Raw genomic sequence first — 23,849 nt, 5'->3', positions numbered from 1 at the left:
GGGCGCACTGGATCCCTGTGACGAGCACAGGGATGAGGAGGGGAGGTTGGCTCATCCATCAACTCACCCAGCTTGGCGGCCAATCTTCGCGCTCACCCCCGCGTTTCCGGCCTGCCGCCCTGCAGGATCTCCGTCGCAGCGCGTTCCAATATCCCGGCGATGCGGGCGGCCTCGGTTTTCGACCAGGGATAACGCATCCTGAGGGCCGAGCGCAGCAGCATGCGGGCGGCGCGGATATCGCCGCCGTCCTGCATGAAGTCGCCGTCATCGCTGTCGGCGCCGTGGCGATCGGTTTCGAAAACACGCTTCACATAGGCCATCTTCTCGCCGATGCGTTCGAGCTTGGCGAGCGTGTGGAGGATCATGTCGCGGTTTTCCTCGACGCGGCGGCGTCCGGCCTCGGTGATGCGGTAGAGCTTCTTGGTGCCCTCGTTCTCCACTTCGGCAAGGCCGGTTTCCTCGAGATAGGTGAGTGCGGGATAGATGACACCGGGGCTCGGCACATAGAAGCCGCCGGAACGCTCCTCCAGCAGCTTGATCAATTCGTAACCGTGGCGCGGCTGCTCGGCGAGCAGGGCCAGGATGACGAGCTGCAGATCGCCCGCCGCGAATTTGCGGCCCATGCGAAACGCTTCACCGAACATGCCGCCTTTAAAACCTCTCATGGCTTTTCCTTTCGCTAGATGTATCGTTGGCTATGTCGTAAAACATATATCGTAAGATACTCGTTTTCAAGTCGAGCCGGGATTTTTTCGACCTTTCCGGAAATTGATCGACCGATCAGAAATAGTCGTTTGCGATGCCGGTGTTGCGGCGCGATAAGCACTGCATGCTTTCCCGCCCGCCTCGCTCCCAGCCGAACCTCGTTGCCACCGCCGCTGCCGGCGCCGTTGCCATGGCGGCGGCCATGGGCTTCGGGCGCTTCTCCTACACCCCGATCCTGCCCGGGATGATGAGCGGCGTGCCGCTTTCGGCAGCGGATGCTGGCTTCATCGCCTCGGCCAATTTCGTCGGTTATCTGGTCGGCGCCGTGCTTGCGGCCTATGGCTGGGCGGCGGGGCGCGAGCGGCTGGTGGCGCTCTCGGCGCTGCTTGCCACCGCAATCCTGCTCGCGGCCATGGCAGCCACCGATTCCGTCGCGGTCTTCGCCGTCATCCGCTTCCTGGCCGGCCTCGCCAGCGCCTTTGCGATGGTCTTCACCTCGTCGATCGTGCTCAGCCACGGGGCTGCGGCCGGCAACGACCATGTGCAGGCGGCGCATTTCGGTGGGCCCGGGGCGGGGATCGCGCTGTCCTCGGTGATGGTGCTGTTGATCGGCCTCGGCTTTCACGACGGGCCGGGCGGCTGGCGCGCCGATTGGATCGGCGGGGCAATCTATTGTGCGATAAGCCTGGTCGTCGTCTACCTTCTGCTGCCGTCGGCACCGGCGCAAACGGCTGAGGCGGGCAAGGAGCCGGCGCTCAACTGGAGCCGGCCGATGGTGCTGGTAACCCTGTCCTACGGCCTATTCGGCTTCGGCTATGTCATCACCGCGACCTTCCTCGTCACCATCGCCCGCCTGTCGGCAACGGGAGCTTTCGTTGAATTCCTCTGCTGGTTCATCGCCGGTCTGACGGCGGCGGTGGCGCTGTTTGCCTGGAGGCCGCTGGTGAGGCCCCTCGGGCTCGGCGGCGTCTATGTCGCGGCGCTTCTGGTCGAGGCGGCCGGCGTGATGGCAACCGTGGCGCTGCCGCCTTCGGTCGCACCGCTGATCGGCGGCGCACTGTTCGGCGCGACGTTCCTCGCGATCACGGCTTACGGGCTGCAGATCGGCCGCAAGCTTTCGCCCGAGAGCCCGCGGCGAATTCTGGCGATGATGACCGCCGCCTTCGGCCTCGGCCAGATCGTCGGGCCTGTTGTTGCCGGCTGGATCGCCGAACGCTCAGGCAGTTTCACCGTGCCGACGGTGATCGCCGCCGCCGCACTCCTGGTCTGCGCCGCTCTGGTGATGCCCGTGATCAAGAAAGTCGCCTAACCGGTTACATCTCCGTAACAATCGGCCGAACCCATTGCTGCTTCCTTCGAACTGCCTTAGTTTCCGGCACAATCAGTGTTCCAAGACACTCCCGAGACTCCCAGTTCAGGAAAGCAAAGCCCCCCGTGTTTCATTCGTTTTTTCCCCAGCCGAAACCTTTCTTCATTTCGCTTGTCGTGTGGACACTGATTTCAATATTCGGCTGGTATTTTGTCGCTGAGGGCCTCGGCGCGTCGCTCGGCTTTGTGCCGGTTCCGGAAGAGCAGCAGCCGATCGATCTTTCTTTCTTCCTGCTGCCCGAAAATATCTGGTTCTACAGCTACTTCTTTCTCTCGGCGGTGATCTTCTGCGGCGCATGGCATCTGAGGGCGCTGCACCATCCCTGGAAGCTATGGTCGATCTGGGGTTCGGCGCTTATCATTTTCGTCACCTATTTCGGCGTCCAGATCACGGTCGTGATCAACAACTGGCGCCGGCCCTTCGGCGATCTTCTCCAGAACGCCTTGTCGAAGCAGCCGGGCATTTCCGTCGACAATTTTTACAGCCTGATGTGGGTCTTCTGTCAGATCGCATTCCTCAGCATGTTCGTGTCGATCATGACCGACTTCTTTACGAGCCACTACATCTTCCGCTGGCGCGCTGCGATGAACGACTTCTACATGTCGAAGTGGGAAAAGCTGCGTCACATCGAGGGCGCCTCGCAGCGCGTTCAGGAAGACACGATGCGTTTTTCGAGCACCCTCGAAGGTCTCGGCATTAGCCTGATCAACTCGGTGATGACCCTCGTAGTCTTCCTTCCGATCCTTCTGACGCTCTCGCATTACGTGACTGAACTGCCGGTCATCGGGCCGCTGGCGAATTCACTCTTCTGGCTGGCGCTCTTCTGGTCGGCATTCGGCACGCTGCTTCTGGCGGTCGCCGGTATCAAGCTGCCGGGCCTGAACTTCCGCAATCAGCGCGTCGAAGCCGCCTATCGCAAGGAACTCGTCTATGGCGAGGATCATGCCGAGCGGGCTCAGCCGTTGACGGTCAGGGAGCTCTTCAACAACGTTCGGCGGAACTATTTCCGCATGTATTTCCACTACATGTATTTCAACGTCGCCCGCTATTTCTACATTCAGGCAGACGCGCTCTTCGTGGTCTTCATGCTGGTCCCGACGATCGTTGCAGGCACGATCACCTATGGTATCTTCCAGCAGATCTCGACCGCCTTCGGCCAGGTCAGCAACTCGTTCCAGTATCTGGTCAACTCCTGGACGACGATCATCGAACTGCTCTCCATCCACAAGCGCCTCAAGGCCTTCGAGGCTGCTATCGACGACGAGCCGCTGCCGGCGATCGACCAGCATTATCTGGAGCGCGAAGCTGGCGTTGTTCATGTTGATGGCTGATGGGTGAGGCTGGACGGGTGGGGTCGTGGCTTTAAGGCCCGCTGTGCCGTGCGGCCCCCTCATCCGCCCTGACGGGCACCTTCTCCCCGCCGGGGAGAAGGGGGAACCGCGACCTCGCCACTGCTTCCTCTTGGAGAAGGTGGGCCGAAGGGTCGGATGAGGGGGCCGCACGGTACACCGTCCCGGTAATATAAACGCGTCACAACCCCGACGTCTGCTGCAGCTTGCCGCGGGCTTCGATCATCGGGATCGCTTCGGAATAACTGACGCAGGCGACATCGGCCCGATGGCAGACGTCGCTGACCAGGCGGTCCAGCGCCCGCCAGTAGGCGCCGCCGTTCATTTCGACGAAATGGAAGCCGAGCTGGAGGGGGATGCGGCTGCCGTTGTACTGGCGATCGAAGGCCTGGGAGAAGGCTGAATAGGCGCGCTGCTCGAAGGCGACGCTGTCTGCGGAATCTTCCTCGCCCCTCGAGTGGCGGACGAAGAGATTGTAGTCCATGCCGATGATCGGCTTTTCGCTCGGGCCTTCGGGGATCAGCGGCAGGCCGAAGCGGATGATGCCGTCTTCTTCGACCGGCATGGCCGGGCCTTTGGTGACGAGGCTTGCATCGTAAGTGAAGCCCGCCTTCTTTTCGGCGGCGATCATATCGGCGCCCGCGGTTGCCGAGAGATAGGGGGCGCGAAAGCCCTTGATGCCATGATCGACAAGGTCCTGCCAGCCGGCCGGCTCGTCGAGGCCGACGCTCTTCCAGGCATTCTTCAGCGTCGCGTGGAAGGTGGCGTATTCGGCTGACCAGTCGGCCTCGCTCCAGAGGCGGCCGTCGAAATGACCGCAGGCATGGCTCGAGATGTCGTGGCCTTCGAGATGGGCATGCCAGATATTGCCGAGGCGTTCGCGGATTTCGTCGTCGCTCTGGGCGAAGCCGACATTGGATTTTCCGCGTTTCTGATGCGGCGCCTGGTAGGCCTTCTTCGCCGCCTCGTTCATCAGGAAGGTGCAGGAGAGGAAATAGGTGAAGTGGGCGCCGTTCTTGGCGGCCATCTCGCGGCTTTTCAGCCAGAGCGCGTTATCATGGGCGCCGTCGAAGGAAATGATGACCAGCTGCTTCGGCCGGTCGGCCCCCTCTGCCGTGACAGGAAGAAGGAACGAGGCAGCCAAACAGGCGGAGAGGAAAGGACGAGACATGGGCACCGCGACAATTTGTTCGCGGTTTCCCTCTAATAGAATTGCGGCGAAGCTACGGTCCGGCTGGCATTTTTTCACGCCAGGCTCTAAGCCATGACAAACGGCACGGAAGGGACCCGCAATGACTTTGCTTATCATCGGCATCATACTTTTCCTCGGCGTGCATCTGGTGCGGGTGGTCGCTCCCGGCTTTCGCCAGTCGATGATCGCAAGCCTCGGCGAGAAGGGCTGGCGGGCCGCCTATTCGATCGCGAGTCTCGCCACGCTGATCCTCTTGATCTACGGCTTCGGACAGGCGCGCGCGGTGACCGGTGTGCTCTACAATCCGCCGGTCTGGATGGCGCATATCTCGATCACGCTGATGCTGATCGCGATGATCTGTCTGGTCGCCTCGCTGCTGCCGGCCGGACACATCGCCACCAAGACGAAACATCCGATGGTATTGTCGGTGAAGATCTGGGCGCTGGCGCATCTGCTCGCCAACGGCGAGACGTCTTCGGTGCTGCTGTTTGCCGCTTTCCTCGCCTGGGGTGTCATCCTGCGCATCTCGCTGAAACGGCGGCAGCGGGCGGGCGAGATCACGCTGCGCCCCTTCGTCTCGGCGAAATACGATCTCTATGCCGTCGTCATCGGCATCGTTGCCTGGGCGCTGATCATCTGGAAGCTGCACGAATGGTTGATCGGCGTTTCACCGCTGGTCGTGTAACGAATCTTTCATATCCCCCTTACAACCGCGGCAAAATGCGGTAGAAGGCCCGGCAATGTGCGTAGCGCACAGCCTATGGGTATTGCCGCGGCCGGAGACGAGAATGGCATTCAACGACGACAGCTTCATCCGTGAAGTCAATGAGGAATTGCGGTCCGACCAGATGAAGGGCGCCTGGCGCCGGTTCGGCCGCTATATCATCGTCGCTGCCATCCTGATCGTCGTCGGCACCGCCGGCAAGGTTCTCTACGACTACTGGGACGATAGCCGTTCCTCGGGCGCCGGCGACCAGTTCCTGGCGGCGATGAAGCTTGCCGACGAGAACAAGAACGATGAGGCGCTGGCCGCGCTCGACAAGCTGGAGAAGGAAGGGCATGGCGCCTATCCGGTGCTGGCGCGCATGCGGGCTGCGACCGTCCAGGCCCAAAAGGGCGACGCCGCCGCGGCGATCACCGCCTTCAACGAGATCGGCAAAGACAACGGCATTCCCGCTGCCGTGCGCGATGCCGCCAGAATGCGTGCGGGCTGGCTGCTGATCGAGAACGGCTCCTATGAACAGGTTTCGGCCGCGATCGAGGAAATGGCCGTGCCCGGCAACGCCTTCCGCCATTCGGCGCGCGAGGCACTCGGTCTGGCCGCCTACAAGGCCGGCAACATGGCGCAGGCGCGGCAATGGTTCCAGTCGATTGTCGATGACGCCGAAAGCCCGCGTCCTGTTGCCAATCGCGGCCAGATGATGCTTGATCTCATTACCGCATCCGGCAAGGCGCCCGCCGCGCAGGGCTGAGTTTTAAGGAAAAAGAATGAGTTTCACGGTCGCCATCGTCGGTCGTCCGAATGTCGGCAAGTCGACGCTTTTCAACCGCCTGGTGGGCAAGAAGCTTGCGCTCGTCGACGATACGCCCGGCGTGACGCGTGACCGCCGGCCGGGTGATGCGCGGCTGATGGGCCTGACCTTTACGATTATCGACACGGCCGGTCTGGAAGAGGCGGACGAGGAAAGTCTGCAGGGCCGGATGCGCGCCCAGACGGAAGCGGCGATCGACGAGGCCGATCTTTCGCTTTTCGTCGTCGATGCCAAGAACGGGCTGACGCCGGTCGATACCGCTCTTGCCGAAATGCTGCGCCGACGCGGCAAGCCGGTGGTGCTCGTCGCCAATAAATCCGAAGCGCGCGGCTCCGACAGCGGCTTCTACGACGCCTATACGCTGGGTCTTGGCGAGCCGACGCCGATTTCGGCCGAGCACGGGCAGGGCATGCTCGACCTGCGCGACGCGATCGTCGAGGCGATCGGCAAGGACCGTGCCTATGCCAAGGACGATGTCGCGGTTACCGATGTCGACATTCCGCCGGACGAAAACGAGGCCGACGGCGAGGACGAAGAGCCGATCTATGACGACACCAAGCCGCTCAGGGTGGCGATCGTCGGCCGGCCGAATGCGGGCAAGTCGACGCTGATCAACCGTTTCCTCGGCGAGGACCGGCTGTTGACCGGGCCGGAGGCCGGCATCACCCGGGACTCCATCTCGGTCGAATGGGATTGGCGCGGCCGCACCATCAAGATGTTCGACACCGCAGGCATGCGCCGCAAGGCGCGGGTAACCGAGAAGCTGGAAAAACTTTCGGTCGCCGATGCGCTGCGCGCCATCCGCTTCGCCGAGACGGTCGTCATCGTTTTCGACGCGACGATCCCCTTCGAGAAGCAGGACCTGCAGATCGTCGATCTCGTGCTGCGCGAGGGGCGCGCCGCCGTTCTCGCCTTCAACAAATGGGACATGATCGAGGACCGGCAGGCGGTGCTTGCCGACCTGCGCGAAAAGACCGACCGGCTGCTGCCGCAGGCGCGCGGCATCCGCGCCGTGCCGATCTCCGGCCAGACCGGCTGGGGGCTGGACAAGCTGATGCAGTCGATCATCGATACCGACAGGGTCTGGAACAAGCGTATCTCGACGGCACGGCTCAACCGCTGGCTGGAAACGCAGCAGATCCAGCATCCGCCACCGGCCGTCTCCGGCCGGCGCATCAAGCTGAAATACATGACCCAGGTCAAGGCACGCCCGCCGGCCTTCATGATCTCCTGCACCCGCTCCGACGCGCTGCCGGAATCCTATACGCGCTATCTGATCAACGGGTTGCGTGCCGATTTCGACATGCCGAGCGTGCCGATCCGCATCCATTTCCGTTCGCCTGATAATCCGTACGAATCGAAGAAGAAGCGGACGTAGAGGCTGGGCGCCAGTTGGTGCTTGCGGGAATATCCGGTCGCGTTGTGGCGCGGGATACCCCCTCTGCCCTGCCGGGCATCTCCCCCACCGGTGGGGAGATCGGATGGGCGGACCCGCTCGTTCCAACATCAATTGTCTGGTGGGATTCCATCCGCGAGTCGATCTCCCTCCTTGTGGGGGAGATGCCCGGCAGGGCAGAGGGGGGTGCCTCAGGCACGACCTATCTCGGTTGTGGTGAATCTAAGCTATGCTCTTAGTCAGCGCTTCACGCAGCGCCACGATCTCGGCCTGGAGCCGAGTAAGATCCCCAGCGTCAAGGCCGCTCGCTTCCGCGATGCAGCCGGGAATGCCGATCGCCTTTTCCTTCAGGCGAATGCCTGCTTCGCTTAAGCGGATGACGACGACGCGTTCGTCCGTGCTGCTGCGCTCGCGGCTGATATAGCCGGCGCTTTCCAGGCGTTTTAGTAGCGGTGTCAATGTGCTCGATTCCAGGAAGAGTTTCTCGCCGAGGCCGCCGACCGTCTGGCCGTCCTGTTCCCATAGCGCCACCAAGGCAAGATATTGCGGGTAGGTGAGGCCGAGCGTGTCGAGTAGCGGCTTGTAGACGCGGTTCAGCGCGTGGCTTGCCGTGTAGATGGCAAAGCAGATGAAATCGTCGAGCTTCAGCTGATCCTGCATGGGGGCATCTCCAAAACCGAGCGAATTTATATCGCGCGATAAATAATCGGAAGCGATTTTTATGCATGGCTGATATGCGGAAATTTAAATTGTCCAATAAATAATCGTGCGCGATATAAATACGTGTTCGAGACGAACAACGAAACCGAGAGGACAAGACAATGTCGACCATCAAGACCGCAGTTTCCGCAGCAGTACTCCTGGCAACCTCCGCCGTCGGCGCGCTTGCCGATCCGGTCCTCGAGCCGACAACGCAGACGTTCATCGACGGTCTTGCCGGCGGCAAGCCGATCTACACGCTGTCGCCGGCCGATGCCCGTAACGTTCTGTCCGGCGCGCAGAAGGGCGAGGTCAAAAAGCTCGCCGCAAAGGAAGAGGATAAGGTCATCAAAACAGGCCCGACCGGCAGCATCAAGCTGCGCATCGTCCGCCCGGAGCATGCCAAGGGCACGCTGCCGGCCGTTCTCTACTTCCACGGCGGCGGCTGGGTGCTCGGCGATGCGGATACGCATGACCGGCTGGTGCGCGAAATCGCCAATGGCGCCAATGCCGCCGTCGTCTTCGTCGACTATGAACGCTCGCCGGAGGCCCGATACCCCGTGGCCATCGAGCAGGCCTATGCCGCGACCAAATATGTCGCCGAGCATGCCAAGGAATTCAACGTCGACGCCGGCAGGCTCGCGGTCGCGGGCGACAGCGTCGGCGGCAACATGGCGGCGGTGGTGACGCTGCTTGCCAAGGAGCGCGGCGGCCCCGCCATCGACCAGCAGGTGCTGTTCTACCCCGTCACCGACGCCAATTTCGACAATGGTTCCTATAATGAGTTCGCCAATGGCCCGTGGCTGACGAAGGAAGCGATGAAGTGGTTCTGGAACGCCTATCTGCCTGATGAGGCCAAGCGCAAGGAGCCGACGGCTTCGCCGCTGCAGGCATCGCTCGAACAGCTCAACGGCCTGCCGCCGGCCCTTATCATCAGCGATGAAAACGACGTGCTGCGCGACGAAGGTGAAGCCTATGGCCGCAAGCTCAGCCAGGCTGGCGTCAAGGTCACCTCGATCCGTTACAACGGTACGATCCACGACTTCGTGCTGCTGAACGCAATTGCCGAAACGCCGGCGGTCCGCAGCGCGATCAAGGTCGCGAACGACACGCTGCGCAATGCCTTGCACAAATAGATCGGTCAGTCCGAGGAAGGGACAGGCCCGGCGGTTTCGCCGGGCTTTCTGCTTCTTGGAAGCGACTTGGCAAATTGCCAGGCCTTCTTCCATTTCGGCGTGATCACGCCATTGGCGGCGCGGATATTGTTGATGAACTGCGTCGTCGCCGCTTCCCAGGAATATTGCATGGCCAGCGCGCGCGCCTTCTCGCGCGAAGCGGAAAGGGCGGCAAGGCAGGCGGTGCGCAGGTCCGCATTCAGCGCCCCGACCTCGCTATCCTCGCCGATAATATCGAGCGGCCCGGTGACGGGGTAGGCGGCAACCGGCACGCCCGATGCCAGCGCTTCGAGGATGGTGTTGCCAAAGGTGTCGGTGAGCGACGGGAAGACGAAGACGTCGGCTTGAGCATAGGCCTTCGCCAGATCCTCGCCGAATTTCACGCCGGTAAAGTGCACATCGGGATAGCGCTGCTCCAGTTCGGCGCGCGCCGGGCCATCGCCAACGACAACCTTCGAGCCGGGCAGGTCGAGATCGAGAAAGGCCGGCAGGTTCTTTTCCAGCGCGACGCGGCCAACCGTCATGAAGATCGGACGCGGCAGGCCGAAAGGCTCCTTTTCGAGTGGCATGGGATGAAATTGCGTGGCGTCGATACCCCGCGTCCAGGGCATCAAATTCTTGATGCCGCGGGCTGACAGCTCGCGGGCCAGGCTCGGTGTCGCGACCATGCAGCCGGCGCCGCCATTGTGGAACCAGCGTATGAAAGCATAGAGCCAGCTCTGCGGGATCGGCAGGCGGGCCGAAACATATTCGGGAAAGCGGGTGTGATAGCTGGTGGAGAAGGGCATGCCCTTGCGCAGACACCAGCGGCGGGCGGTCAGCCCCAGCGGACCTTCGGTGGCGATGTGCACATAGGTGGGATTATGCTTTTCGATCTCGCGCGCGACGCGGCGGTAACCGGCGATCGACAGGCGAATCTCCGGGTAGGTCGGGCAGGGGATGCTGTTGAAGCGCTCCGGCGTCACCATCGAAACCTCAACGCCCATCTTCGCCAATTCGCGATTGGTGTTCTCGATCGAGCGCACGACGCCGTTGACCTGCGGGTGCCAGGCGTCGGTGATGATCACCAGCCGTTCCGGCAGATTTCCGGCGGCCGCAGCATTGGCCCAGCTCTCGCCGCTATAAGTGTTTGCCGGACGTTGCAGCATGTCGTGATTTCCATCCGCGTTGCAGTGATATGCCAACGCTCAGCCCCATAGCGGGGTTCCGGAACGGCGATTCCCGCCTGCCTATTTTGAGGCATGACCATGATGGAAATATTACAGCCGCATGCCTGCATTTGCAGGGCTTTTGGCGGCCCGATCCCCGCGAATATGTCAGCGGCCGATCGCGAATTTCATGCGGAAGGAATGACGGCGCCGGTCATGGACCGGCGCCGTTTGGGAGGTTAAGCGGCAGCGGAGGCCGAACCTGCAGTCGGAACTTCCGAGATCGTCTTCAGAACCTGCGACGCGATCTGGTAGGGGCAGCCCTGCGAGTTCGGGCGGCGATCTTCCAGATAGCCCTTGTAGTCGTTCTTGACGAAGGAGTGCGGCACGCGGATCGAAGCGCCGCGGTCGGCGACGCCGTAGGAGAACTTGTTCCACGGCGCGGTTTCGTGCTTGCCGGTCAGGCGCTTGTCATTGTCAGGGCCGTAGACGTTGATGTGATCCATCAGGTTCTTTTCGAACTGCGCCATCAGCGCTTCGAAATAGGCCTTGCCGCCGACTTCGCGCATATACTTGGTCGAGAAGTTGCAATGCATGCCCGAACCATTCCAGTCGGTGTCGCCGAGCGGCTTGCAGTGATATTCGATGTCGATGCCGTATTTTTCGGTCAGGCGCTGCAGCAGGTAGCGTGCCATCCAGATCTGGTCGGCGGCCTTCTTGGAGCCCTTGCCGAAGATCTGGAATTCCCACTGGCCCTTGGCCACTTCGGCATTGATGCCTTCGTGGTTGATGCCGGCAGCCAGGCAAAGGTCGAGATGTTCTTCGACGATTTCGCGGGCGACATCGCCGACGTTCGAATAGCCGACGCCGGTGTAGTAGGGGCCCTGCGGAGCCGGATAGCCCTGCTCGGGGAAGCCGAGCGGACGGCCGTTCTGGTAGAAGAAATATTCCTGCTCGAAGCCGAACCAGGCATCTTCATCGTCAAGGATGGTCGCGCGGGCGTTGCTCGGGTGCGGCGTGACGCCATCGGGCATCATGACTTCGCACATGACGAGCGCGCCGTTGGTGCGGGCCGGATCGGGATAAATGGCGACGGGCTTCAGCACGCAATCGGAGCTGCGGCCTTCGGCCTGCATGGTCGACGAACCGTCGAAGCCCCAGAGCGGAAGCTGTTCCAGCGTCGGGAATACGTCGAATTCCTTGATCTGCGTCTTGCCACGCAGGTTCGGTACCGGAGTGTACCCATCGAGCCAAATATACTCGAGCTTATATTTTGTCATCGTGACTCTCTCAATGCTACGAAGGTGAGCAAATCCGGAGACGATCTCCGCGCGTAAGCGCATCCAACCGCCAGGGGATGCGCTTTTAAAAGCACGTAGCGTGCCAGTTCGGCCGCCTCGACAAGAAAATATGCACATCAGCCGCCCGACACGCATTCTCTGTGTGACCGAAATGCCCGCTTTCGGCGCGAAAACGGATTTTCGGCTTTGGAACCGGATGAAAATTTCTGCGTTAGCCCGAGGTGATGAAGTGTTGAACAAATAGGCGGACGCTCGCCGCGAAGACAGCATATCGATCAATCACAATATATGCGTGCATATATTTTGTGCAATTTGCATAAACTATGTGCATTGTGCTAAGGTCGCGACGTCGAATGTTGATGCGCCGAACGGAATGGAGGCGATCTTATGCCCACCGGTTTCCATCGTGAATCCGCAACGATCTACCAGTTTCCCGTCAAGCCGGCGCGGACCCCCAGCCGGTTCGAACGCGCCCGACTGATGGAGCGCGAGGCAGCCGATGTCTGCGACGCGGCGCTCGACAGCTGCTGGTATCATGACGAGGCGGTTCGCGAGACCGATCGGCCGACGAAGTCCTGATTGCTTGATTCCCACGGCAGGTAACGCCGATACGGCGGGGAGCGCCCGCGCATGGCGTTCGTATGTTGGTCGCCATGCGCGGGCTTAACGCCCGCTCAATCCGAGCTTTTCCTTGGCGACCAAGGCGCCATGCTCACTGACGACGCGGGCTGCGACGCTCGCGGCGAATCGGGCGGCTGCCGGCGCGTCCTGGGTCTCGAGATAGCGCGCGAGAAAGGCGCCGTTGAAACTGTCGCCGGCGCTGGTGGTATCGACCACTGTCTCCACCGTCTCGGCCGGAACGAAGGTCTCGTCGCCGGCGAAATTCAGGCGAACGCCGTCCGCGCCGTTCTTGACGACGACGTTGGCAGCGCCAAGGGCGCGATAGCGTTGAATCGTCGCCTCGATGGAATCGTCGCCGAAATGCGCGGCTTCGTCATCGAAGCTCGGCATGACGAGCACGGAAGAGCGGGCGCCTTCGCGGATCGTCGCGTGCATCACGTCGTAACTCGACCAGAGGCGGGGACGGATGTTCGGGTCGAAGACCACGAGCTTGCCGGCCGCCTTGGCGCGGCGGATTTCGGCGAGCAGTGTCGTGGCATCCTCTTGCGGCAGAATGGCCAGCGTGATGCCGGAGAAATAGACGAGGTCGGCGCTTTCCACCGCTTCGCGCAGGCGGTCGGGATCGGCGGCAAGGCTGCGGGCGGCCGAGCTGTCGCGCCAGTAGCTGAAGGAGCGCTCGCCGTTCTTCAGACTGATCATATAGAGGCCGGGCGTCCTGCCCCTGATGCGCCGGATCAGGCTCGTGCCGATGCCTGCCTTGTCGATGAAGGCGACCATCTCGTCCGACATGGCATCGTCGCCGAGGGCGGTGAAATAATCGACCGACCAGTCGGGGCCAAGGCAGGCGCGGGCATACCAGGCGGTGTTGAAGGTGTCGCCGGCAAAGCCTTTGCGCAACAGGCCGTCACCGGCCTGCGAGAGCTCCACCATGCATTCACCGATCGATAGAAACCGTCTTCCGCTCACCTTGTCCTCCCGGCATGAGCGCCGCTGATCCAACAGGCCGCTCTATCGCTTTGAATTGACGCTTCATCCGCTGATACGCGGAGCCGTGCGGAGTGACAAGCATTGATATCGTAAGCGCCGGTATCGCAGGAAATGAAAAACCCGCCTTCGCGGACGAGGCGAAGGCGGTTACCGGCGCGGGTTGATTATTCGTGGATGGTGTAGCTGCCGAGCTCGCAAAGGTCCTGCGTATCTTCGGTCGTGTCGAGGTCCGAGTTTTCGTCGAATTCGAAGCGCATGTCGTATTTGCAGACGGTGCGGCCGTCGGCGATGGTGATGTTCACGGTCTCGCCCGGATTGAGGACCTTCTCGCCGAAGACGTCTTCTTCCCAGCTATTGACGCCGGTCGGCGAGCTGTAGAAGCGCGTCAGGACGGAATTGGTCCCGTTGGTGAGCTGGAACTTCAGATCTTCGGCACGCGATGGCACGGCTGAGGCGGCGATGATCGCGGCGGCAACCGCGATCAATCCAGAGACTTTCGATTTCATATATGCGTTCCCCTCGCCCATGATTGGGCGCAGAAAGGGATAGCATATCCGCAACTAAATCTTTGTTATCGGAGACTATAGATTCCGAAATAAGTCCGTTTTGGGAACACTTCCCCCCAAAGATGGAGGGACGTAGATGTTCTGAAAAGATCGTTCCATTCACGGCCTGTCCATGTGGTAGCAGGCCGCCTTCTGGCCGGGGCGAACCTCCTCGGTCGGCGGCATTTCGGTGCGGCAGATGTCGGTCGCCTTCCAACAGCGCGGTGAGAAGACACAGCCTTTCGGCGGGTTGAGCGGCGAGGGCGGGTCGCCCTGCAGGCGGATGCGGGTGCGCAGGCGCGCGAGCTTCGGATCCGGGATCGGTGCGGCCGAAAAGAGCGCCTGTGTATAAGGATGGGCCGGATGGTCGAAGACGGTGGCGCAGTCGCCCGATTCCACCACCCTGCCGAGATAGAGCACCAGTACATCGTCGGAGATCAGCCGCACGACGGACAGGTCGTGGCTGATGAAGATCAGCGTCAGGCCGAACTCCTTGCGCAGCTTGCGCAGAAGCGTGATCACCTGGCCCTGGATCGAGACGTCGAGGGCCGAAACCGGCTCGTCGCAGACGATGAGCTTCGGTTTGGTGATGACGGCGCGCGCAATGCCGATCCGCTGCGCCTGGCCGCCGGAAAATTCATGCGGATAGCGATTGATCATCTCCGGGACAAGACCAACGGCAGCCATGATCTGGCGGACCCGGTCGGTGCGCTCGGCCTTCGAAAGCTTCGGCTCGAAGACGGTGAGCGGCTCGGCGATGATGTCGCCGACGGTCATGCGCGGGTCGAGCGAGGCGATCGGATCCTGGAAGATGATCTGCATGTCGCGGCGCGCGGCGCGCATCTCCTCTTCACTGAGGTCGAGCAGATTGCGGCCCTGCCAGAGAATGCGGCCCTTCTGCGATTTCAACAACCGCAGGATGGAGCGGCCGAGCGTCGACTTGCCACAGCCGGATTCGCCGACGATGCCGAGCGTGCGGCCTTCGGCGATATCGAAGCTGACATTGTTGACGGCGGTGAGGAAGACCGGCGGCTTGAAGAGGCCTTTTGCCGGCAGTTCGAATTGGGTCGTCAGGTTTTCGACCCTCAGCAGCGATCGCTCAGCCATGGTTCAGCAACTCCTCACGACGCGGGAACGGGTGGTAACAGGCGGCGCAGTGGCGCGGCGCCAGCGTCTCGAGCGGCGGCGGATGGTCGATGCAATCGTTCTGGACCTGCGAACAGCGCGGCGAGAAATTGCAGCCCTTCGGCAGGTGCTGCAGGTTCGGCGGGCGGCCGGGAATGACGACGAGGTCGTCGACATCCTGGTCCGGCCGCGGGATGGAGGCATGCAACGCCGCCGTATAGGGATGGGCCGGATTGTCGAAGAGTTCGTCGACGGGGGCCTCCTCGACGATGCGGCCGGCATACATGACGGCGACGCGGTCGGCGAGGCCTGCGACCACTCCGAGATCGTGGGTGATCATCACCAGCGCCGTGTTCATCTCCGCCGTCAGGTCGTTGAACAGGTCGAGGATCTGCGCCTGAATCGTGACGTCGAGCGCCGTTGTCGGTTCGTCGGCGATCAGAAGCTTCGGCTTGGTCAGCAGCGCCATGGCAATGACGATGCGCTGGCGCATGCCGCCGGAGAGCTCGTGCGGGTAGAGGTGGAACCGCCGGGTCGGATCCGGAATGCCGACGCGTTTCAGCATATCGAGGGCAGCGTCCGATGCCGCGCGGGCCGTCAGGCCGCGATGAACCTCGAGCTGTTCGGTCAGCTGCCGGGAAATCTTGAGCGACGGGTTCAAGGCGGTCATCGGATCCTGGAAGACCATGGCCATGTCCTTGCCGCGAATCTGATCGAGCTCGCGCGGTTTCAGCGACAGCACGTCCTTGCCTTCGAGCAGCGCCTGGCCCGTCGTGGCGCCGTTCTTGGCCAGCAGGCCCATGATGCCGAGGAAGGTCTGGCTCTTGCCGGAGCCGGATTCGCCGACGATGGCGACGCGCTCGCCGCGCCGGACGGTGAGGTTCATATTCGAGACCGCCTTCACCTCGCCGTCAGGCGTCGCGAAGGTGATCGAGTAGTCGTTGAGTTCGAGCAGGACGTCTTTTTGCGTTTCTTGGGGCATTCTTAGCGATCCTTCGGGTCGAACGCGTCGCGCAGGCCGTCGCCGATGAACAGCAGGCTGAGCAGCAGGGCGACGAGGAAGCCGGCCGGGAAGATCAGCAGCCAGGGCATGCTTTCCATGGCGTCGGTTCCCTCGGCGATCAGCGTGCCGAGCGAGGTCAGCGGTTCCTGCACGCCGAAGCCGAGATAGGACAGGAAGCTTTCGGTGGCGATGATTTCAGGCACGGTCAGCGCTGCGAAAATGACCACAGGGCCGACGAGGTTCGGAATGATGTGCTTGACGATGATCTTGAACGGCCGCTGCCCGGAGGCGCGCGCCGCCTCGATGAACTCGCGATGCTTGATCGACAGCGTCTGGCCGCGCACGATGCGGGCCATTGTCAGCCATTCCAGCGCACCGATTGCGGCAAAGAGCAGATAGACGTTGCGGCCGAAGATCACCATCAGCAGGATGACGAAGAGGATGTAGGGAAGCGCATACATGATATCGACGAAGCGCATCATGATGGCATCCAGCCTGCCGCCGATATAGCCCGAGATCGCGCCGTAAAGCACGCCGATGACGACCGACACGACGGTTGCCGTCAGTGCGACCGCAAGCGAGACGCGGGTGCCGTAGAGGACGCGGGCAAGAAGGTCGCGGCCGTTCGGGTCGGTGCCGAAATAGTGGCCGGTCTCGATCGACGGCGGAATGCGGAAGGCCGCCCAGTCCGGATCCTCATAGTTGAACGGAATGAACCAGGGACCGAGGAAGGCTGCGACGATCAGCAGCGCCAGGACGGCGATCGACAGGACGGCCGCCTTGTTGCGTCCGAGCCGGCGCAGGGCGTCCCTGGTGAGCGAGCGGCCTTCGGGCGCCAGGCCTTCCGCTTCGAGAAGCTCCTGAGCGAGCAGCTCGCGTTTCGCGGGGTTGAGGATCATCGGTTTCTCACTTTCGGATCGAGCCAGGCATAGGCGATGTCGACGAGAAGGTTCAGGAACACGATCAGCACCATGTAGAAGATGACCGTGCCGAGAACCATGCCGTAGTCGCGGTTGAGGGCTGCGTTGACGAAATAGCGGCCGATGCCGGGCAATCCGAAGATGCTTTCGACGACCAGCGAGCCGGTGAGAAGGTAGCTTGCCGCCGGACCCAGATAGGAAACGACGGGCATCATGGCGGGTTTCAGCGCATGGCGCATCACCGTCAGGCGCGGGCCGATGCCCTTGGCCTTGGCGGTGCGGATGAAGTTCTGGTTCATCACCTCGATCATCGAGCCGCGGGTGATGCGCGAGATGCGGCCTGCATGCGGCAAAGCCAGAACGACGATCGGCAGGATCAGATATTTGATCGAGCCGTCACCCCAGCCGCCGACCGGAAACCAGGCGAGGTGAATGCCGAAGATCAATTGCAGGATCGGCGCGATCAGGAAGTTGGGCAATACGACGCCAACCAGGATCAGCGCGCCGAGAATGTAATCCGGCGCCTTGTTCTGGTAGAGCGCCCCAAGACAGCCGACGGCCACGCCGACGATGATGGCGATCAGAAAGGCAGCCGTGCCGATGGTGAAGGTATAGGGCAGACCGATCATGATCTGCTGGGCGACGGTGAAATCCTCGCTGGCGAAGGAGGGGCCGAGATCGCCTCGCAGCAGGTCGCCGACATAGATCAGGTATTGCTGGATCAGCGGCTTATCGAGGTTGTAGTGAATGGCAAGGTTCTTCAGGATCACCGGCGGCAATGGCCTTTCGCCATCGAAGGGGCCGCCGGGAGCAAGGCGCAAAACAAAAAAGCAGGCTGTGACGGCGATCCACAGGACGGGGATCGTCGATAGCAGGCGACGGAGGGCGTATTTGATCATGGTCGTGGGCCGGTCCTTCCCGCGCGGGGCGGGAAGGACCGTTTTCCCTTACTCTTTCATCGACAGCCAGCGCGTGCGGTGGATGTCCTGGATGTTGTCGACGAAGCCTTCGATCTTCGGCGAAACGACATTCTTCGAGACATAATAGTAGATCGGCAGGGCGGCGGATTCATCAAGCGCCAGCTGCTCGGCCTTCTTGAAGATTTCGGCGCGCTTCTTCAGATCGGTCTCCGCGTTGCCCTCTTTGATCATCTTGTCGTAATCGGGATTGGACCAGCGGCCGTAATTCATCTGCACGCCCGTCACCAAGAGGTTCAGGAAGTTGTCCGGATCGTTGTAATCGGCGAGCCAGCCGGCACGGCCGATTTCGACCTGGCCACGCTGCATCTGGTCGTAATGCACCTTGGTTTCGGCATTGACGAGCTCGACATTGACGCCGAGCGGCTTCCACATGGAGGCGATCGCCACCGCGATGCGCTTGTGGTTGTCGTTGGTGTTGTAGCTGAGGACGGCATGGAGCGGCTTGTCCGGACCGAAGCCGGCCTCAGTGAGCAGCTTCTTGGCTTCGGCGACCTTGTCCTTATAAGGCAGGTCCTTCCAGCTGACATAGGCCGGCTCGCCGTAATTGGCGGTGCCCGGCGGAACCCAGGAATAGGCCGGCAATTCGCCGGTGCCGAGGATCTGCGGACCGATCACTTCACGGTTGATCGCCATCGACAGCGCCTGGCGGACGCGCTTGTCGCTGAAGGGCGGCTTCTGCGAGTTGACGACATAATAATAGAGGCCGGAGAAGGGGGCGACGTGTGCCTGGCCCGGCAGGTTTTTCTTCATCCATTCATACTGGTCGGTCGGGAAGTCGGTCATAATGTCGAATTCGCCGGCACGGTAACGTTTCAGTGCGGCTTCCTGGTCCTCCAGCACGAAGAACTTGGCGCCGTCGATCTTCAGGTCCTTGGTGCCGTACCACTGATCGTTCTTAACAGTCGTCACATGCGAGCCCGGAACCCATTCGGTCGGCTTATAGGGACCGTTGGTGACGATGTTGCCGATCTTGACCCAGTCCTGACCCTTGGCCTCGACGACATGCTTGGGCAGCGGATAGGCCGTGTAGTGCATCAGGGCGTTGAGGAAATAAGGCGTCGAGTTTTCGAGCGTGATTTCAAGCGTCTTGTCGTCGATCGCCTTGACGCCGAGCTGGTTGAGATCGGTGATTTCGCCCTTGTTGATCTTTTCGGCGTTCTTGATGGTGAACTGCAGATAGGCATACTCGGCAGCGTTCTTCGGGTCGACGAGGCGCTGGAAGGCGAAGACGAAGTCTCCTGCCGTTACCGGCTGGCCATCGGACCACTTGATGCCGTCGCGAAGCTTGAAGGTGTAGACCTTGCCGTCCGGCGAAATGGTCCAGCTTTCGGCCTGGGCGGGAATCGGATTGTCCTTGGCGTCCTCCGTGACGAGGCCTTCGAAAATGTCGCCGGCAATACGGTTCTCCCAGTCGCCGGAAAGCTTCTGCGGGTCGAGCGACTGCGGATCGCCACCATTGTGGATGTTGAGCGTGGCCGCATGCGCCGAAAACGCCAGCAATGTGCCAAGCATTGCGGAGGCGAGAAATTTTTTCGTGAACTGGTTCATCGTGGGTCCACCTTTCTAGGCTTTGCGCCTTTATTAGACATCTGTTCCCGGTATTTGACCTCTTACGTGCAGGTCAGTGCGCACCTTATCGCAAAGGAATCGCGTTGCAACCCCAAATGCGGAGGCTGGAAACGGGTTGTGGACAAGCCTATATACGTCTCCCCCTTGTCGGATCACGACGACGTCACGCGGGGTGTCCGGCACTTTCACAACGACCTCATCCAGTTGTCTTTTGTTTCGTCCGCTTTAGTGTGGCGAGCGCAAACGAAGCAGGAGATGTAGCCGATGGCATTGCAGGCAGGCGGGAATGCGGATTGGTGGCGCGGCGCGGTAATCTATCAGGTCTATCCGCGCTCGTTTCAAGACACCAACAGCGATGGCCTCGGCGACCTCAAGGGGATCACCCGCCGGCTGCCGCATATTGCCAGCCTCGGCGTCGATGCGATCTGGCTCTCGCCCTTCTTCAAGTCGCCGATGGCCGACATGGGCTATGACGTCTCCGACTATTGCGATGTCGACCCGATCTTCGGCACGCTCGCCGATTTCGACGAGATGATGGCCGAGGCGCACAGGCTCGGCATCAAGGTGGTCATCGACCAGGTGATCTCGCACACATCGGACCGGCATCCCTGGTTCGTCGAGAGCCGGGCGAGCCGGAGCAATTCCAAGGCGGACTGGTATGTCTGGGCCGATCCGAAGCCGGATGGGACGGCGCCGAACAACTGGCTATCGATCTTCGGCGGGCCGGGCTGGGAGTGGGACGGCGTGCGCAGGCAATATTACCAGCATAACTTCCTGACCTCGCAGCCGGACCTCAATTTCCATTGCGAAGAAGTGCAGGATGCGGTGCTGGAGACGGTGAAGTTCTGGCTCGACCGCGGCGTCGACGGCTTCCGGCTGGATACGGTGAACTATTATTTCTGCGACAAGCAGCTGAGAAGCAATCCGCCGCATGAGCCCGACGAGGATGACGCCGGCCTCGATGCGCCAGACAGCAATCCGTACGGCATGCAGAACCACCTCTACGACAAGACGCAGCCGGAAAATGTCGGTTTCCTCAAGCGCTTCCGGGCGCTGCTCGATCAGTACGAGGATCGCACGACTGTCGGCGAGGTCGGCGATGGGGCGCGTTCGCTAAAGACGGTTGGCGCCTATACGAGCGGCGGCGACAAGCTGCACATGTGCTACACATTCGACCTGCTCGGACCGGAGTTCACCGCCGAGCATATTCGCGGTTGCGTCGAGGATTTCCAGAAGGTGGTGACCGACGGCTGGGTCTGCTGGGCTTTTTCAAACCACGATGTCATGCGTCATGTCAGCCGTTTTGCGCTGACGGCGGATGAGCGCCCTGTCATCGCCAAGCTGGCGATCTCGGTGCTTGCGGCGCTGCGCGGTTCGATCTGCCTCTACCAGGGTGAGGAGCTCGGCCTGCCGGAGGCGGAGCTTGCTTTCGAGGATCTGCGCGACCCCTACGGCATCCGCTTCTGGCCGGCGTTCAAGGGCCGCGACGGATGCCGCACGCCGATGCCCTGGGAAGCCGGCAAGGCACATGCCGGCTTCACCTCCGCCGAAAAGAGCTGGCTGCCGGTGCCTTACGAGCAGGCGGCCCTTTCGGTGGATACGCAGGAGGACAGCGACTACTCGGTGCTGCACCACTACCGCAGGACGCTCGCCTTCCGGAAGAGCCACCCGGCGCTGATCGACGGCGAAATGACCTTTGTCGACACCAATCAGGACCTGCTCGCCTTCACCCGCGAAAAGGGCGGGGAAAAACTGCTGTTCGTTTTCAACCTGACGCGCAAGCCGGCGGATTTCCGCCTGCCTGACGGTATCGTGCTCAGGGAGCCGTTGGCCATGCCGGGCTACGAGGCTGTGAACGATGGTGGAACGGTGAAACTTGCGGCGCTGGATGGGTTTTGTGCGCGGGTTTGAGGGGTTACTTTAGAAGCTTGTCGTAATCGGCATGAGAGCCGATCCAAAACCAGATGACGTTGTCGCTATCCCTGACGGCTAAAGCTCTCCAGGATGTGCCAACACGTGCCGACCAGAAGCGCCCGACGCGCTTGAAATGCAGGGATGGATGTCTGGGGTCTTGTTTGAGCAGATCGAAATTTTCGTCGGCCAGCTTCCGTATCTGCTCAGGCAAGCCGTCATAGGCCTCCCAGAAGGAGGGAGTTGCATGGTGTTTCAAAGTGGCCTTGTCTTTCCGGCACGAAAATCGGCCAAGGCCTTCTCCGCGAAATGATCGAGCTTGCCGCTCGCGGCGTCTGTTTCCATCTGCCGATCCCAGCGTTCGGCCTGAAGGGCTTCAAACCAAGCGGAAAAGGCTTCGAACTCATGCTTGTCGAGTTCGGTCACGGATTTTTCAATCTGTTCCAGCTTGGTCATGATTTGCTCCAGCGATATCGCAAAATAGGCGCTGCCGTGGAATTTGCCAACAATACTCTCACCCGATCAGCGCGAACTTGTCCACGTCGACCATGCCGCGGTCGGATATTTTCAGGTGCGGAATGACCGGCAGCGGCAGGAAGGCGAGCTGGAGGAAGGGTTCTTCCAGCGTCGCGCCGAGCGCGAAGGCGGCCTTGCGCAGATGGTGCAGCGTATCGCGGACCTTTTCGTAGGGCTCGAGGCTCATCAGGCCGGCAATGGGTAGGGCGATTTCGCCGGTGACCTTGCCATCCTCCACGACGACAAAGCCGCCCTGGATCTCGCCGAGGCGGTTTGCGGCGCGCGCCATGTCATCCTCGCTGACGCCGACGACGCAGATATTGTGGCTGTCATGGCCGACGGTGGAGGCGATTGCGCCCTTTTTCAGGCCGAAGCCCTGGACGAAGCCGTTGGCGTGGTTGCCGTTCTTGCCGTGGCGCTCGATGACGGCGACCTTGATGATGTCGTTGGCAAGGTCGACTGCCGTCTCGTTGCCTTTGACGGGCAGCCGGTAGCGGCGATGTTCGGTGATGATCTTGCCCGGCATGACGCCGATGACCGATGTCTCGCCCTCCCTGGCCGGCACGCCGAAATGGGCGGCGTTGATCGCTCGGGCCTTGACGCTGTCGAGGCCGATCGGAGCGACCGGCTTGCGCGTGGAAAAGAGCGCATCGGTGACGCGCCGGCCGGCGGAGAAGACCATTTCGGCGCGGCAGTTTTCCAGACTGTCGAGAACCACGAGATCAGCCCGCCAGCCCGGCGCCACGAGACCGCGATCGCTGAGGCCGAAGGCGCGGGCCGCCGAGATCGAGGCGGCGCGGTAGATCGCCAAGGGCTCGACGCCGCTGGCGATCGCGGTGCGGATCATGTGATCGAGATGGCCCTGTTCGGCGATGTCGAGCGGATTGCGGTCGTCGGTGCAGAGCGCGAGATATGGTGAAAGCCGCTCGGTAATGATGGGGATCAGTGCGGCGAGATCCTTCGACACGGAGCCCTCGCGCACGAGGATATGCATGCCTTTGCGGATCTTCTCCAGCGCCTCAGTGGCGGTCGTGCATTCGTGCTCGGTGCGGATGCCGGCTGCGAGATAACCGTTGAGGTCGTTGCCTGATAAAAGCGGCGCATGACCGTCGATATGGCCGCCCTGGAAGGCGTCGAGCTTGGCCATGCAGACGGGATCCTTGTGGATCACGCCGGGGAAATTCATGAACTCGGCGAGGCCGATGACCTTCGGGTGATGGCGGAAGGGCAGGAGACGTTCGATCGGCAGGTCGGCGCCTGCGGTTTCGAGATGGGTCGCCGGCACGCAGGAGGAAAGCTGGACGCGAATGTCCATGATCGTTTCCAGCGCCGATTCCAGAAAGAATTCGATGCCAGCGGTGCCGAGCACATTGGCGATCTCGTGCGGATCGCAGATCGCGGTGGTAACGCCATAGGGCAGGACGCAGCGGTCGAATTCATGCGGCGTGACGAGCGAGGATTCGATGTGCAGATGCGTGTCGATGAATCCCGGAACGACTATTCTGCTCGATATATCGATTTCGGTCTCGCCCTCATAGCTGCCCGAAATGCCGACGATGCGATCGGCGCCGATGGCGATGTCTGATTGGACGAGCTCGCCGGTGACGAGATCGAAGAAGCTGCCGCCCTTCAGCACGATATCGGCCGGCACGCGGCCGACACCCTGGTCGATAAGACGTTCGAGTTTGGTGGTCATGGATTGCTACCTCTTCGACCGTTGTCTGCCGATGATCCGGAGCGTTATCGAAATCCGGAGGTTGTGCCATCCGGTGACTTTCGCTGCGACATTTGCAGTGCTAGTGACGC

23 protein-coding genes are annotated in these 23,849 nt (G+C 61.6%); 8 read left to right on the top strand and 15 right to left on the bottom strand.

Going from position 1 to position 23,849, the window contains the following annotated elements:
• Positions 1-92: 92 nt before the first annotated feature.
• Positions 93-665 (bottom strand): PadR family transcriptional regulator, encoded by a 573-nt coding sequence (locus CO655_RS17355; RefSeq protein ID WP_097604410.1) that lies wholly within the window; start codon positions 663-665, stop codon positions 93-95.
• 134 nt (positions 666-799) lie between these two features.
• Here CO655_RS17355 and CO655_RS17350 point away from each other — a divergent pair, with 134 nt between their 5' ends.
• Complete coding sequence (locus CO655_RS17350; RefSeq protein ID WP_097665587.1) at positions 800-2,014, top strand: YbfB/YjiJ family MFS transporter; 1,215 nt, start codon at positions 800-802, stop codon at positions 2,012-2,014.
• A gap of 125 nt (positions 2,015-2,139) precedes the next feature.
• A complete protein-coding gene (sbmA, locus tag CO655_RS17345; RefSeq protein WP_097604417.1) occupies positions 2,140-3,405 on the top strand; it encodes a peptide antibiotic transporter SbmA in 1,266 nt (421 codons plus the stop codon).
• A gap of 199 nt (positions 3,406-3,604) precedes the next feature.
• On the opposite strand, the gene CO655_RS17340 is transcribed toward sbmA, so the two are convergent.
• On the bottom strand, positions 3,605-4,594 hold the full coding sequence (locus tag CO655_RS17340) for a polysaccharide deacetylase (RefSeq protein WP_097604420.1): 990 nt from the start codon (positions 4,592-4,594) through the stop codon (positions 3,605-3,607).
• A gap of 121 nt (positions 4,595-4,715) precedes the next feature.
• Between CO655_RS17340 and CO655_RS17335 the strand changes: the two genes are divergently transcribed.
• From CO655_RS17335 to der, 3 genes are all read left to right on the top strand, one after another.
• The gene (locus tag CO655_RS17335; protein ID WP_097604425.1) at positions 4,716-5,300 is read left to right on the top strand and encodes an NnrU family protein; all 585 of its coding nucleotides are present in this window, start codon (positions 4,716-4,718) and stop codon (positions 5,298-5,300) included.
• A 103-nt stretch (positions 5,301-5,403) separates the two neighbouring features.
• Positions 5,404-6,087 carry a tetratricopeptide repeat protein gene (locus CO655_RS17330; protein WP_097604429.1) on the top strand — a complete coding sequence of 228 codons (684 nt, stop codon included), beginning with the start codon at positions 5,404-5,406 and terminating at the stop codon, positions 6,085-6,087.
• Positions 6,088-6,103: 16 nt separating this feature from the next.
• Positions 6,104-7,525, top strand: coding sequence for a ribosome biogenesis GTPase Der (gene der, locus CO655_RS17325; RefSeq protein ID WP_097604433.1), 1,422 nt, complete (start codon positions 6,104-6,106; stop codon positions 7,523-7,525).
• 240 nt (positions 7,526-7,765) lie between these two features.
• On the opposite strand, the gene CO655_RS17315 is transcribed toward der, so the two are convergent.
• The gene (locus CO655_RS17315) at positions 7,766-8,203 is read right to left on the bottom strand and encodes a MarR family transcriptional regulator (RefSeq protein ID WP_097665586.1); all 438 of its coding nucleotides are present in this window, start codon (positions 8,201-8,203) and stop codon (positions 7,766-7,768) included.
• Between the two features lie 161 nt (positions 8,204-8,364).
• Here CO655_RS17315 and CO655_RS17305 point away from each other — a divergent pair, with 161 nt between their 5' ends.
• Complete coding sequence (locus CO655_RS17305) at positions 8,365-9,378, top strand: alpha/beta hydrolase (RefSeq protein ID WP_097665585.1); 1,014 nt, start codon at positions 8,365-8,367, stop codon at positions 9,376-9,378.
• Between the two features lie 5 nt (positions 9,379-9,383).
• Here the strand turns inward: CO655_RS17305 and CO655_RS17300 are convergent, their stop codons facing one another.
• Together CO655_RS17300 and CO655_RS17295 are read right to left on the bottom strand one after the other, a co-directional pair.
• Entirely contained in the window at positions 9,384-10,565 is a 1,182-nt protein-coding gene (locus CO655_RS17300) for a glycosyltransferase family 1 protein (RefSeq protein ID WP_097665584.1), read from the bottom strand.
• Positions 10,566-10,804: 239 nt separating this feature from the next.
• Complete coding sequence (locus tag CO655_RS17295; RefSeq protein ID WP_064684407.1) at positions 10,805-11,845, bottom strand: glutamine synthetase beta-grasp domain-containing protein; 1,041 nt, start codon at positions 11,843-11,845, stop codon at positions 10,805-10,807.
• Between the two features lie 408 nt (positions 11,846-12,253).
• Here CO655_RS17295 and gstI point away from each other — a divergent pair, with 408 nt between their 5' ends.
• A complete protein-coding gene (gene gstI, locus CO655_RS17290; RefSeq protein ID WP_097665582.1) occupies positions 12,254-12,445 on the top strand; it encodes a glutamine synthetase translation inhibitor GstI in 192 nt (63 codons plus the stop codon).
• Positions 12,446-12,529: 84 nt separating this feature from the next.
• On the opposite strand, the gene CO655_RS17285 is transcribed toward gstI, so the two are convergent.
• The 7 genes from CO655_RS17285 to CO655_RS17255 form a co-directional block, all read right to left on the bottom strand.
• On the bottom strand, positions 12,530-13,453 hold the full coding sequence (locus CO655_RS17285) for a sugar kinase (protein ID WP_097665580.1): 924 nt from the start codon (positions 13,451-13,453) through the stop codon (positions 12,530-12,532).
• 185 nt (positions 13,454-13,638) lie between these two features.
• A complete protein-coding gene (locus CO655_RS17280; protein ID WP_097604455.1) occupies positions 13,639-13,980 on the bottom strand; it encodes a hypothetical protein in 342 nt (113 codons plus the stop codon).
• Positions 13,981-14,139: 159 nt separating this feature from the next.
• Positions 14,140-15,126: an oligopeptide/dipeptide ABC transporter ATP-binding protein gene (locus tag CO655_RS17275; RefSeq protein WP_097665579.1), complete on the bottom strand. Its 987-nt coding sequence runs from the start codon at positions 15,124-15,126 to the stop codon at positions 14,140-14,142.
• The gene (locus CO655_RS17270) at positions 15,119-16,126 is read right to left on the bottom strand and encodes an ABC transporter ATP-binding protein (protein ID WP_097665577.1); all 1,008 of its coding nucleotides are present in this window, start codon (positions 16,124-16,126) and stop codon (positions 15,119-15,121) included. Before CO655_RS17270 ends, CO655_RS17275 begins: the two co-directional genes overlap by 8 nt.
• Before the next feature lie 2 nt (positions 16,127-16,128).
• Positions 16,129-17,046 (bottom strand): ABC transporter permease subunit, encoded by a 918-nt coding sequence (locus CO655_RS17265; protein WP_097604465.1) that lies wholly within the window; start codon positions 17,044-17,046, stop codon positions 16,129-16,131.
• Positions 17,043-17,966 carry an ABC transporter permease subunit gene (locus CO655_RS17260; RefSeq protein ID WP_097665576.1) on the bottom strand — a complete coding sequence of 308 codons (924 nt, stop codon included), beginning with the start codon at positions 17,964-17,966 and terminating at the stop codon, positions 17,043-17,045. Before CO655_RS17260 ends, CO655_RS17265 begins: the two co-directional genes overlap by 4 nt.
• A 48-nt stretch (positions 17,967-18,014) precedes the next feature.
• A complete protein-coding gene (locus CO655_RS17255; protein ID WP_097604472.1) occupies positions 18,015-19,595 on the bottom strand; it encodes a peptide ABC transporter substrate-binding protein in 1,581 nt (526 codons plus the stop codon).
• A 285-nt stretch (positions 19,596-19,880) separates the two neighbouring features.
• Here CO655_RS17255 and CO655_RS17250 point away from each other — a divergent pair, with 285 nt between their 5' ends.
• Positions 19,881-21,527: an alpha-glucosidase family protein gene (locus CO655_RS17250; RefSeq protein WP_097665574.1), complete on the top strand. Its 1,647-nt coding sequence runs from the start codon at positions 19,881-19,883 to the stop codon at positions 21,525-21,527.
• Between the two features lie 4 nt (positions 21,528-21,531).
• Here CO655_RS17250 and CO655_RS17245 read toward each other — a convergent pair whose 3' ends face one another.
• From CO655_RS17245 to ade, 3 genes are read right to left on the bottom strand one after another with little or no spacing between them, the layout of a single operon-like run.
• Positions 21,532-21,786 (bottom strand): hypothetical protein, encoded by a 255-nt coding sequence (locus CO655_RS17245; RefSeq protein WP_097604478.1) that lies wholly within the window; start codon positions 21,784-21,786, stop codon positions 21,532-21,534.
• The gene (locus CO655_RS17240) at positions 21,783-21,983 is read right to left on the bottom strand and encodes a hypothetical protein (RefSeq protein WP_097604481.1); all 201 of its coding nucleotides are present in this window, start codon (positions 21,981-21,983) and stop codon (positions 21,783-21,785) included. Before CO655_RS17240 ends, CO655_RS17245 begins: the two co-directional genes overlap by 4 nt.
• A gap of 58 nt (positions 21,984-22,041) precedes the next feature.
• Positions 22,042-23,739 carry an adenine deaminase gene (ade, locus tag CO655_RS17235; RefSeq protein ID WP_097665573.1) on the bottom strand — a complete coding sequence of 566 codons (1,698 nt, stop codon included), beginning with the start codon at positions 23,737-23,739 and terminating at the stop codon, positions 22,042-22,044.
• Positions 23,740-23,849: the final 110 nt, after the last annotated feature.

This window comes from Rhizobium sp. M1 (genome assembly GCF_002531805.1).
GTDB classification, from domain to species: domain Bacteria; phylum Pseudomonadota; class Alphaproteobacteria; order Rhizobiales; family Rhizobiaceae; genus Rhizobium; species Rhizobium etli_C.
This window is presented reverse-complemented; position numbering and strand designations above follow the sequence as displayed.

Coding starts and splice junctions, on each gene's coding strand:
- ade (WP_097665573.1), bottom strand. CDS start 23,739: ATGACCACCAAACTCGAACGTCTTATCGACCAGGGTGTCGGCCGCGTG.
- CO655_RS17265 (WP_097604465.1), bottom strand. CDS start 17,046: ATGATCCTCAACCCCGCGAAACGCGAGCTGCTCGCTCAGGAGCTTCTC.
- CO655_RS17250 (WP_097665574.1), top strand. CDS start 19,881: ATGGCATTGCAGGCAGGCGGGAATGCGGATTGGTGGCGCGGCGCGGTA.
- gstI (WP_097665582.1), top strand. CDS start 12,254: ATGCCCACCGGTTTCCATCGTGAATCCGCAACGATCTACCAGTTTCCC.
- CO655_RS17355 (WP_097604410.1), bottom strand. CDS start 665: ATGAGAGGTTTTAAAGGCGGCATGTTCGGTGAAGCGTTTCGCATGGGC.
- CO655_RS17295 (WP_064684407.1), bottom strand. CDS start 11,845: ATGACAAAATATAAGCTCGAGTATATTTGGCTCGATGGGTACACTCCG.
- der (WP_097604433.1), top strand. CDS start 6,104: ATGAGTTTCACGGTCGCCATCGTCGGTCGTCCGAATGTCGGCAAGTCG.
- CO655_RS17305 (WP_097665585.1), top strand. CDS start 8,365: ATGTCGACCATCAAGACCGCAGTTTCCGCAGCAGTACTCCTGGCAACC.
- CO655_RS17300 (WP_097665584.1), bottom strand. CDS start 10,565: ATGCTGCAACGTCCGGCAAACACTTATAGCGGCGAGAGCTGGGCCAAT.
- CO655_RS17280 (WP_097604455.1), bottom strand. CDS start 13,980: ATGAAATCGAAAGTCTCTGGATTGATCGCGGTTGCCGCCGCGATCATC.
- CO655_RS17350 (WP_097665587.1), top strand. CDS start 800: ATGCCGGTGTTGCGGCGCGATAAGCACTGCATGCTTTCCCGCCCGCCT.
- CO655_RS17270 (WP_097665577.1), bottom strand. CDS start 16,126: ATGCCCCAAGAAACGCAAAAAGACGTCCTGCTCGAACTCAACGACTAC.
- CO655_RS17255 (WP_097604472.1), bottom strand. CDS start 19,595: ATGAACCAGTTCACGAAAAAATTTCTCGCCTCCGCAATGCTTGGCACA.
- CO655_RS17330 (WP_097604429.1), top strand. CDS start 5,404: ATGGCATTCAACGACGACAGCTTCATCCGTGAAGTCAATGAGGAATTG.
- CO655_RS17315 (WP_097665586.1), bottom strand. CDS start 8,203: ATGCAGGATCAGCTGAAGCTCGACGATTTCATCTGCTTTGCCATCTAC.
- CO655_RS17260 (WP_097665576.1), bottom strand. CDS start 17,966: ATGATCAAATACGCCCTCCGTCGCCTGCTATCGACGATCCCCGTCCTG.
- CO655_RS17275 (WP_097665579.1), bottom strand. CDS start 15,126: ATGGCTGAGCGATCGCTGCTGAGGGTCGAAAACCTGACGACCCAATTC.
- CO655_RS17335 (WP_097604425.1), top strand. CDS start 4,716: ATGACTTTGCTTATCATCGGCATCATACTTTTCCTCGGCGTGCATCTG.
- CO655_RS17340 (WP_097604420.1), bottom strand. CDS start 4,594: ATGTCTCGTCCTTTCCTCTCCGCCTGTTTGGCTGCCTCGTTCCTTCTT.
- CO655_RS17240 (WP_097604481.1), bottom strand. CDS start 21,983: ATGACCAAGCTGGAACAGATTGAAAAATCCGTGACCGAACTCGACAAG.